Origin of the sequence: Streptomyces sp. W16, assembly GCF_033194735.1 — a bacterium.
In the GTDB taxonomy this organism is placed as follows: Bacteria; Actinomycetota; Actinomycetes; order Streptomycetales; family Streptomycetaceae; genus Streptomyces.
The window spans coordinates 1-9,796 of sequence record NZ_JAWOAI010000386.1; the positions used below are offsets into that span (position 1 = coordinate 1).

The 9,796-nt window shown below is 71.8% G+C and carries 8 protein-coding genes and 1 pseudogene; 4 read left to right on the forward strand and 5 right to left on the reverse strand.

The features are described from left to right. Window positions 1–366, forward strand: a pseudogene (locus R6V09_RS36855) (ATP-grasp ribosomal peptide maturase); the annotation flags it as partial. Between the two features lie 24 nt (window positions 367–390). On the opposite strand, the gene R6V09_RS36860 reads toward R6V09_RS36855, so the two are convergent. Together R6V09_RS36860 and R6V09_RS36865 are read right to left on the reverse strand one after the other, a co-directional pair. Beyond that, window positions 391–942 carry a hypothetical protein gene (locus R6V09_RS36860; RefSeq protein WP_317885832.1) on the reverse strand — a complete coding sequence of 184 codons (552 nt, stop codon included), beginning with the start codon at window positions 940–942 and terminating at the stop codon, window positions 391–393. 46 nt (window positions 943–988) lie between these two features. Further along, a complete protein-coding gene (locus tag R6V09_RS36865; protein ID WP_317885833.1) occupies window positions 989–2,134 on the reverse strand; it encodes a serine hydrolase domain-containing protein in 1,146 nt (381 codons plus the stop codon). Between the two features lie 238 nt (window positions 2,135–2,372). Between R6V09_RS36865 and R6V09_RS36870 the strand changes: the two genes are divergently transcribed. Next, window positions 2,373–4,412 carry a SpoIIE family protein phosphatase gene (locus R6V09_RS36870; RefSeq protein WP_317885834.1) on the forward strand — a complete coding sequence of 680 codons (2,040 nt, stop codon included), beginning with the start codon at window positions 2,373–2,375 and terminating at the stop codon, window positions 4,410–4,412. A gap of 4 nt (window positions 4,413–4,416) precedes the next feature. On the opposite strand, the gene R6V09_RS36875 is transcribed toward R6V09_RS36870, so the two are convergent. Beyond that, window positions 4,417–4,884 carry a hypothetical protein gene (locus tag R6V09_RS36875; RefSeq protein WP_317885835.1) on the reverse strand — a complete coding sequence of 156 codons (468 nt, stop codon included), beginning with the start codon at window positions 4,882–4,884 and terminating at the stop codon, window positions 4,417–4,419. A 144-nt stretch (window positions 4,885–5,028) separates the two neighbouring features. On the opposite strand from R6V09_RS36875, the gene R6V09_RS36880 reads away from it, so the two are divergent. After that, entirely contained in the window at window positions 5,029–5,997 is a 969-nt protein-coding gene (locus R6V09_RS36880; RefSeq protein ID WP_317885836.1) for a GlxA family transcriptional regulator, read from the forward strand. Between the two features lie 76 nt (window positions 5,998–6,073). Here the strand turns inward: R6V09_RS36880 and R6V09_RS36885 are convergent, their stop codons facing one another. Together R6V09_RS36885 and R6V09_RS36890 are read right to left on the reverse strand one after the other, a co-directional pair. Further along, window positions 6,074–7,846 carry an ABC transporter ATP-binding protein gene (locus tag R6V09_RS36885; RefSeq protein WP_317885837.1) on the reverse strand — a complete coding sequence of 591 codons (1,773 nt, stop codon included), beginning with the start codon at window positions 7,844–7,846 and terminating at the stop codon, window positions 6,074–6,076. 89 nt (window positions 7,847–7,935) lie between these two features. Beyond that, on the reverse strand, window positions 7,936–8,793 hold the full coding sequence (locus R6V09_RS36890) for an aldo/keto reductase (RefSeq protein WP_317885838.1): 858 nt from the start codon (window positions 8,791–8,793) through the stop codon (window positions 7,936–7,938). A gap of 315 nt (window positions 8,794–9,108) precedes the next feature. On the opposite strand from R6V09_RS36890, the gene R6V09_RS36895 reads away from it, so the two are divergent. Next, window positions 9,109–9,796 (forward strand): Gfo/Idh/MocA family protein (locus tag R6V09_RS36895; RefSeq protein WP_317885839.1); only part of this gene is annotated, 688 nt, incomplete at its 3' end.

Below are 9,796 nucleotides of genomic sequence, written 5' to 3' on the forward strand. Positions count from 1 at the left end.
ACCGTCGTGGGCGACCGGATGCTGGCCGCCCGCACGGCGACCGCCGCGGACGCGGATCCCGCCGAGGTCGACGTCCGCTTCGCCGCTCCCACGCAGCCCTGGCGCCCCACCGAGGTCCCGCCGCGCATCGCCGAGGCCGTCCGGACGTATCTGCGCGACGCCGAACTGGCCTACGGCGCCTTCGACTTCGCCGAGGACGGAGACGGGACCTGGTGGTTCCTGGAGTGCAACCAGTCGGGCCAGTTCGGCTTCGTCGAGGCGGACACCGGCCAGCCGATCGCCCGCACCATCGCGGAGTGGCTGGCCCTGCCCGCCGCCCCGGAGAGGGAAGGCCTCGTCAACGGGTCGGACAGCACGGTCGCTTGAAGTAGCGGAAACGGTTCACCAGAGTCACAGTTCGCAGCCGTCCTGCCAGTCGCACGCGCCACAGACGACCAGCCGCAGCGCCCGGTCGTAGTGATGGTCGACCGTGACGTACGGGCGCAGCCGTTCGCTGCTCCCGCCGCACCGCGGGCAGCTCGCGAACAGCCCCAGCGGACCGAAGTCGCTGATCGCCAAGGTGCTTTCGGTGGGGTTGCCCCGGACGGGGAGCGGCGGCACGAGGGCCGGGAAGCCGAGGCGCACGATCATCGCCGCCGCCTCGTCCGACACACGACCCCGGCCCTGGGCGAGCCGGACGTGGCGCAGCCCGGCCAGGGCGGACGGCAGCGGCGTGTCGTCGAGTCGGACAGGCACGTGCGCGCCGAGCAGCCCGGGTTCCGTCGGCGTTCGGCCCCACGCCGCCGACCACAGCAGGACGACGACGGTCTCCGGATCGGGGGCACCGTCCGCGGCTGTCGGCCACACGTCGGGCACGACGTCGGCCCCGGCGCGTCCCAGCGCGTCCGCGAGCGCGAACGCCGCCCGCTCGTCCTGCCGTTGGTGAGTGAGTCGCGTGTGCACGCACTCATGGTGCGGCATGCCGGAAGCGCTCGGTGCTCCTGTGGTGTTACGACCCGTATGTCCCCAGGAGGCTGCACACCGCGTCCTCCTCGACCGCCCGCACCTTGCTCAGCAGAGCGGGGTTCCCCGCCTGGTTCACCTGAGTTGTCAATGAGAAAGTGAGCGCGCGCCGGCCGTCGGGGGTCGCCGCCATCAACTGTGTGTAACCAAGGGTGTTTCCGGTATGTCCGAGAACGACCCCGCAGCGGGTGTCGTAGCGGAAGAGGGCGAGTCCCGCGCTGTTGCGGCCGGGTCCCGCCGGTTCGGAGGCGCCGGGGATCCAGTGCCGCTGTTCCCGCAGCGCCGCCTCGGAGGTGAGGGCTCCTGCCGCGTAGCCGCTGATGAACGCGGCCAGGTCACGGGGCGAGGAGGTGATGCCGCCGGACGCCCACACCCCCGACATGCCGATGGTCTCGCTGACGTCCTCGGGTCCCGAAGGTCCGCCGACCGCGTAGCCGTGCATGTACGGCTCCGGCAGCCGGTACCCCTGCGGCAGGCTGGTGTCCCGCAGGCCCAGCGGCCGGTACACGTCGTGCCGCAGCAGATCCTCGTAGCGCGCACCGGTCGCGGCCTCCGCCATCAGCGCCACGGCGATGTTGTCGGAGTTGGAGTACTGGTACCGCGAGCCGGGCGCGAACCGCAGCGGCTCGCCCGCCACGAAGTCGAGCAGGTGCCGCGAGTCGAAGTGGTGGTGCGGGTCGGCCTGGATGAGGCTCCGGAACTCCGGACTCTGGCTGAAGTCGGGGAGTCCGCTGGTGTGCTGGAGCAGCTGACGCAGTGTCACTGCCCGCCAGGCCTTGGGGAGTTGGGGCAGCCGGTGGCCGATCGTGTCGCCGAGGGCGAGCCGGTGCTGTCGTACGAGACTCAGGGCCACCGCCCCGCTGAACGCCTTGCTGGTGCTCGCGGTCCGGGTGTGGTCGTCCGGTTCGAGCGGGCGTCCGGTGGTTAGGTCGGCGGTACCGGCCCGCAGGACGCGCTGCCGGTCGCCGTCGCGCAGCACGACGATCACGCCGGGCGGGCCGCCCGGGGCCGCGACCAGTTCGTCGAGGCCGCGTTGGAGGGAGTGGTCGTCGGCCGCGGCGGGGGACGCGGGTACGAGGGCGCCGACGCAGGTGGCGACCAGGAGGGATACGAGGCGGAGCGGGAAGGGCATGGTGGGTCCCGGGGGCAGTGGGGGCAAGGGGCTGGTGGTGACAGTGGGGACGGGGCACGACCAGAATCCGGGTGCTTGCCGGCGCCCGCACGGGTACGTGCTCCATACGGCCCCCTCCGCTCTCCCACAGCCTCTCCCCTCACCACGGTGTTGCCGGGCGCGCCGGGCTGTGCCGTAATCGGATGACCCGCGGTTCGGATCCTGACGGTGCCGTGCCCCGTCGGAAGGAGCGGCAGGGATGGACGCTTACGGTGCCGGGGACGGCGTCACGGCCGCCTCGGGAGGGCTGCTGGACCTGTTGCGGGTCGCGGCGGTGGTCCTGGACGCCGGCGGGTACATCGCGCTGTGGAGTCCCGAGGCGGAGCAGCTGCTCGGCTACTCCCCCGAGGAGGCGCTGACCCAGCGCGCCGACCGGCTGCTGGTGGCGCCCGACGACCGGGTCCGGGCGCGTGAGCTGTTCGCCCAGGTGGGCTCGGGTGCCCGCTGGGCGGGGGTCTTCCCGCTGCTGCACCGGGACGGCACCGAGCGGCTCGTGGAGTTCCGCACCATGCGGCTGCGCGACAGCCACGGGCAGGCGCATCTGCTGGGTCTCGCGGCGGACGCCACGACGGTACGGGGCGTGGAACGGGACCTTGCGCTGTCCCACAGCCTGGTGCGGCAGACACCGGTGGGCATCGCCGTGTTCGACACCGATCTGCGGTGGGTCACGGTGAACCCGGCCCTGGAGCGCATCAACGGCGTACCGGAGGCGGAGGTCGTCGGGCGCCGGGTCGGCGAGGTGCTGCCGGGTCTTGACGTGGCGGCCATCGAGTCACGGATGCGGCATGTGCTGATCACCGGCAAGCCGCTGCTCGACCAGCAGAGCGTGGGCCGTACGGCGGCCGATGTCGTGGAGCGGGCGTACTCGGAGTCGTATCACCGCATCGAGGACGCGCAGGGCCGGGTGCTCGGTCTCGCGATGGCCGTTCTGGACGTCACCGAACGGGAGCAGGCGGCGGCCGAGGTCGCGCAGGCGCGCCAGCACCTGTCCGTCGTCGCGGAGGCCGGGGTGCGGATCGGGACGACGCTGGACCTCCAGCAGACCGCGCGGGAGCTGGCCGACGTGGCGGTGCCGCATGTGGCCGACCTGGCGGCCGTCGACGTACTGGAGTCGGTCGTGGCGCACGGCGGGATCACCCCGGTGGCCGGGGACGCGCAGGTCGAGTTCCGGGCGCTGGCCGTCGCGGCCGGATACCTCACCGACGCGATCCACGCGGCGGACCCGGTCGGCGAACTGGCCACCTACGGCCCCCACCGCATCATCACCCAGTGCGTCCGCGAGGCAGGGCCGATCCTGGTCGCGCGGGTGGACCCCCCGATGATGCGGCGCATCGCCAGAGACGGCCGCGCCGCCCAGACCCTGCGCACGGCGGGCGTCCACTCCTACCTGGCCGTCCCACTGATCGCCCGTGGCGAGGTGCTAGGCACGCTGAGCCTCTACCGCACCGTCAACGAGCGCCCCTTCGACGAGCAGGACCGCGTCCTCGCCTCGGAACTCGCCGCGCGCGCCGCGATCTGCATCGACAACGCCCGGCTCTACGGCCGTGAGCGCACCACAGCGCTGACCCTGCAACGCAGTCTGCTGCCGCCGGCCCCGGCCCGGCAGGAGGGGCTCGACATCGCCGCCCGCTATCTGCCGGCGCTGAGCGAGGTCGGGGGCGACTGGTACGACGTGCTGCCGCTGGGGCCGGGCCGGACCGGGCTCGTCGTGGGCGACGTGATGGGCAAGGGCGTCCAAGCCGCCGCCATCATGGGCCAGTTGAGCACCGCGACCCGCGCGCTGGCCCGACTCGACCTCCCTCCCGCGGAGTTGCTGCACCACCTCGACGACCTCACCGCCTCCCTCGGCGACACGATCGCCACCTGCGCGTACGGCGTGGTCGACCTCGGCCGGGGCACCTGCGCCCTGTCCAGCGCCGGGCATCTGCCGCCCGTCCTGATCCGCCCCGACGGGACCGCGGAACTCCTCGACATCCCCGGCGGAGTCCCGCTCGGTGTCGGCGGGGTGGACTTCGGGACCGCCGAAGTCGACTTCACCACAGGCGCGTTGCTCGCCCTGTACACCGACGGGCTGGTGGAGAACCGCGGTGAGTCGATCGACGTGGGACTGCACACGCTGACGCGGCTGCTGCAGAGTTCCCGGCGCCCCCTGGAGCAGACGAGCGACATGCTCCTCAACGCGCTGCGCCCGGAGCCCGACGACGATGTCGCGCTCCTCCTGGTCCGCGCCACGGGCTGACCGGTCAGGCGCCCGTGGTCGATCCGGGACGGATGATCATGAGGATGGTGACGGTGGCCCACAGCAGGTTGAAGATGCCGGTGAACATGGCGAGTTGGACGGTCCCGGCGCGCTCCACGGGCCGCCGCGCGTCCAGTTCCTCCAGGAGTTCGTCCTGGCGCGGCAGAACGAAGGCGATCAGGATGCCGGCCGCCACCGCGGTGAGGGTGATGGAGGCGATGAGCCAGCCGCTGCCCAGGACGCCCATCGCGGAGGCGGTGGCGAAGCCGAAGAGGGGCACCGCGAGGCCGACCGCGCCATAGAGGCGGCAGATGCGGTGCAGCAGCCGTACGGTCGTCACCCCCGCGTCGGGACCGTCCGTACCGGTGAGAGCGCGGCGGGCCGCCGGTGGGAACATGCTGGCGGCGACGGTCACGGGGCCGACCGCGACGATGGCGGCCAGCACGTGCAGTGCGAGAAGGATCTTGGTCACCGGCCCAGGCTAGGGATGTCCTGTCCGACCGCACAGGGGCTGGAACGACAGCTTCCAACGGATTCCCGCCAACCCCTCTGGTCAGGATTCAAGGGCATGGGGCAGCGTCACCGGGCTGGCGGGAATCTGCCTATCGTGGTGTTCATGCATACCGTTGCGATCCTCGTCCTCGACCATGTGGTGCCGTTCGACATGGCGACCCCGATGGAGGTGTTCGGCCGCACCCGGCTGCCCGACGGCCGGAACGCGTACCGGATCCGGGTGTGCGCCGAGACGCCGGAGGTGCGGACGGACGCGTTCGCGCTGCGGGTCGACCACGGGCTGGAAGCGCTGGCAGACGCCGACACCGTCATCGTCCCCGGCCGCTCGGAGCAGGCCGGGCCGCCCTCCGCGCGGGTGCTGGCGGCGCTGCGGGAGGCGGCAGCGGCGGGGACCCGGATCGTGTCGATCTGCGTCGGCGCCTTCGTGCTCGCCGAGGCCGGGCTGCTGGACGGGCTGCGCGCCACCACCCACTGGATCGCCGCGGATCTGCTGGCCCGCGACTATCCGCTGGTCGAGGTGCAACCGGACGTGCTGTACGTCGACAACGGACAGATCCTCACCTCGGCGGGCGCCGCCGCCGGGCTCGACCTGTGTCTGCACCTCATCCGCCGGGACTACGGCTCGGCCGTCGCCGCCGACGCGGCCCGCCTCTCGGTCATGCCGCTCGAACGCGAAGGCGGTCAGGCCCAGTTCATCGTGCACCGGCACCCGCCCGTCCCGCAGGGCTCGACCCTCGAACCGCTCCTTCAGTGGATCGAGGACAACCTCTCCCACGAGGTCACCCTGGGAGCACTGGCGACGCGATCGGGTATGAGCGAGCGGACGTTCAGCCGCCGATTCCGCGAACAGACGGGCAGCACACCGCTCCAGTGGCTGCTGCGCGCCCGGGTCCGACGCGCCCAGTACCTGTTGGAGAACAGCGACCACCCGATCGAACGCGTCGCCCAGCAGGCCGGGTTCGGCTCCCCCACCGCGTTCCGCGAGCGCTTCCGCAAGGTGGTCGGCACAAGCCCGCAGGCGTACCGCTCGGCGTTCCACGGCAGGAGGGTTCCCGAAGTGGCGCTCCCCTGACGGTTCTGCGCGAGGGCGCGCCGCCTTCGGTTCCGTACGCCCGGCTCCGGATCGAGCACACCGCCAAGAGATCCGGTCAGGCGACCTGCCCGCTGTGCAGCGCCGTGTACGCCCCGCCCCGGCGCAGGAGTTCGTCGTGCGTGCCGACCTCCAGGATCTCCCCGTCGCCCATCACCACGATCCGGTCGGCGCCCCGGACGGTGGACAGCCGGTGCGCCACGACGAATGTCGTACGGCCGCACAGCAGTCGGGCGAGAGCCTGTTGGACGAGCGCCTCCGATCGGGTGTCCAGGGCCGAGGTCGCCTCGTCCAGGACGAGCACCTTGGGGTCCCGGATCAACGCCCGTGCGATGGCGAGGCGTTGACGCTGTCCGCCGGACAGCCGGGCCCCGCGCTCACCCACCAGGGTCTCCAGTCCCTGCGGCAACTTCTCCACGAACTCAAGGGCGTTGGCGTCACGCAGCGCCGCGCGCACCGACTCCTCGTCGGCGTCGTCCATGCCGTAGGCCACATTGTCGCGGATCGTGCCGTCGAAGAGGATCGACTCCTGGGGGACGACCGAGACGAAGCGGCGGTAGGTGCGCAGGTCGAGGGTGTTCATGTCGGTGCCGTCGAGCAGGAGTTGGCCGGCGGTGGGGCGGATGAAGCCGATGACGAGGTTGAGGACCGTGGACTTGCCGGCGCCGGACGCGCCGACGAGGGCGACGGTCTCGCCGGGTGCGACGGTGAGGGTGAAGTCGCGCACGGCAGGCCGGAGTTGGCCGCCGTCGTAGGTGTGGCCGACGCTCCGGAAGGCGACGGCTCCGCGTACCGCGCCGACCTCCGCCTTGCCCTCGTTGTCCTCCAACTCGGGTGCCTGGAGCACCTCGCCGACCGAACGGACCGATTCCAGGCCCTTGGTGATGACCGGGGCCAGGCCCGCGAGGGTCGTGGTGGAGTTGGTGAGGGTGGTCAGGAAGGCGCTGAGCATGACGACGTCGCCTGCGGTGACTCCCCAGACGCCGTAGTACGACACCAGGGCCGCACCGGCGAGGACCAGGACGCCGACCACGTTGAGGACGACCCAGGCCAGTGAGCCGAAGCGGCCGTTGAGCAGGTCGAGGCGGTTCCCGGAGGTGAGGAGCCTGCGCAGGGTGCCGTCCATGCGGCGCAGGGCCTTGCCCTCCAGGCCGTGGGCGCGGGTGACCGGGATGAGGCGGGTCATCTCCGTGACGCGCGAGGAGAGGGTCTCGACCTCATGGCGGAAGTGCTCGTTGTGGGTGCGGAGGCGGGCCCGCAGCCGGGAGACGAGCAGCGCGGCCACCGGCACGACGACCACGAAGACGGGCACGAACTCCGGTGTGCGGAAGCCGATGATGACCAGGCCGCCGGTGAGCACGGTGATCGCGCCGAGCCCGGTCTCGGCGGTCTGCTGGACCATCTGCTCGACGGTCTCCACGTCCCGTACGACCTTGGCCTGGAGGACTCCGGCGCTGACCCGGGAGTGGTAGCCGATGGAGAGCTGCTGCATCCGGGTGCACAGTGCCGAACGCAGGTCGGTGCCCATGCGGCGGACGCTGCCGTAGAGGAGGCGGACGTAGAGGACGTGCAGTGGGTAGTTGATCAGCAGGATGAACAGGATGACGCCGGTGCTGATCCAGAGTCTGCTGACCGGCTGGTGCTGGACGACCGTGTCGATGATGGACGCGGTGATCAGCGGGAGCAGCCAAATGGGGCTGTGCTTGACCGTGAACACGGCGACGGCCAGGGCCAGGCGTCTGCGGTCGGCGCGGAACAGGTAGGCGAGGGTGCGGATCGGGTGTTCGTCGCGGTAGCGGTGGTCGAGCGGTTTCTCCGTGGACGACGCCATCGGTGGTGGTCCTCCCCCTGTGACCGGTTGGCGGGCAAGCGCTTTCTTCCCTTGCCCGCCGCAACTACACCTCCAGCGTCACCGCCTTCTCAGGCGGCGTCCAGCTCCGCGAACTCGTCGGCGGACAGCGTCAGTTCGGGTGCGGCGGCCGAGTCGCGGATCGTCTCGGGGCGGCTGGCGCCCGGGATCGGCACGACGACCGGCGACTTGGCGAGCATCCAGGCCAGGCACACCCGCTGCGGGCTGACGCCGTGCTTCTCGGCGATCTTGGCGAACGGGGCGTAGGCGGAGCCGAGTTCACCGGCGCGGGCGATGCCGCCGAGGGGGCTCCAGGGCAGGAACGCGATGCCGAGTTCGTCGCACAGGTCCAGCTCCGGCTCGCTGGAGCGGAAGGCCGGGGAGAACTGGTTCTGTACGGAGACCAGCCGCCCGTCGAGGATCTCGTTCGCGAGCCGGATCTGCTCCGGGTTCGCGTTGGAGATCCCGGCGAGCCGGATCTTGCCCTCGTCGAGCAGTTCGCGCACCGCGCCGACGGAGTCCGCGTACGGGACCGTCGGGTCGGGGCGGTGGAACTGGTAGAGCCCGATGGCCTCCACGCCCAGTCGGCGCAGGGATGCCTCGCAGGCTTCCTTGAGGTAGGCGGGGCTGCCGTTCTGGGTCCAACTGCCGTCCCCGGGGCGCAGATGCCCGCCCTTGGTGGCGACCAGGACGTCCGCGCCACCGTCGTGGGAGGCGAGGGCCTTGGCGATCAGGGTCTCGTTGTGTCCGACCTCGTCGGCGTACTGGTGGTAGGCGTCCGCGGTGTCGATCAGCGTCACGCCTGCGTCGAGGGCGGCGTGGATGGTGGCGAGGGAGCGTGCCTCGTCCGGACGTCCCTCGATCGACATGGGCATACCGCCCAGACCGATCGCACTGACCTCGACGTCACCGATACGGCGGGTGTCCATTGCTCGTGCTCCTCTTCCGGTCTTCCGGCCGTCGCGCAGAACCGTGCCGTCCCACGCCGCCGGACGACCGATCGGGTCGCGGCGGGCAGGGCGCGTCCTCCAGCCTCTCCGGCGCGGGTCCGCAGGTCCAATAGAAGAAATCGAACGCATCCAGCAGCGGGACTGCTCAATCGGTGAGTCGCCCGAGGGGCTTGCGCACCTGCCCCGTTCGTGTGGCACGCTCACCGGCGACCGGCCGCTCGGATCGAGTCCGGTGGTCATCAGGTTCACCCCGCGGATCCAACCCGTGGATCAACCCCATGGAGAGGCAGCGCCATGCGCATCGGACTGCTCGGTACCGGCCCTTGGGCACAGATGGCACACGCCCCCGCCCTCGCCGGGCACGCGGAGTGGGACTTCGCGGGCGTGTGGGGCCGCCGCCCGGACGCCGCCAAGGAACTGGCCGACCAGTACGGCGTACCGGCCTACGACGATGTCGACGCCCTCCTCGCGGATGTGGACGCCGTGGCCGTGGCCCTTCCGCCGTCCGTGCAGGCCGAGTTGGCGGTGCGGGCCGCGCGGGCGGGCCGTCATCTGCTGCTGGACAAGCCCCTCGCCCCGACGGTGGAGCAGGGGCGGGCCGTGGTCGACGCGGTGCGGGAGGCCGGGGTCGCGTCGGTCGTGTTCTTCACCACCCGCTTCCTGCCGGAGACCGAGGCGTGGATCGCCGAACAGGCCGCCGCCGAGGGCTGGTTCACCGCTCGGGCCGAGTGGCTGGGCTCGGTGTTCACCAGCGACAGCCCGTTCGCCGCCTCGCCCTGGCGGCAGGAGAAGGGCGCGCTGTGGGACGTCGGCCCGCATGCCCTGTCCGTGCTGCTGCCGGTGCTCGGTGACGTCCGCCGGGTGGCGGCGGCCGTGCGGGGTCCCGGGGACACGACCGTGCTGGTCCTCGACCATGTGGACGGTGCGTCGAGCACGCTCACCCTGAGCCTCACCGCGCCGCCCGCGGCGGCGGGGGTCGCGT

What these genes read in the sequence shown, in the direction of transcription:
- R6V09_RS36885 (WP_317885837.1), bottom strand. Translation starts at nt 7,846, where the DNA reads ATGGCGTCGTCCACGGAGAAACCGCTCGACCACCGCTACCGCGACGAA.
- R6V09_RS36890 (WP_317885838.1), bottom strand. Translation starts at nt 8,793, where the DNA reads ATGGACACCCGCCGTATCGGTGACGTCGAGGTCAGTGCGATCGGTCTG.
- R6V09_RS36880 (WP_317885836.1), top strand. Translation starts at nt 5,029, where the DNA reads ATGCATACCGTTGCGATCCTCGTCCTCGACCATGTGGTGCCGTTCGAC.
- R6V09_RS36870 (WP_317885834.1), top strand. Translation starts at nt 2,373, where the DNA reads ATGGACGCTTACGGTGCCGGGGACGGCGTCACGGCCGCCTCGGGAGGG.
- R6V09_RS36865 (WP_317885833.1), bottom strand. Translation starts at nt 2,134, where the DNA reads ATGCCCTTCCCGCTCCGCCTCGTATCCCTCCTGGTCGCCACCTGCGTC.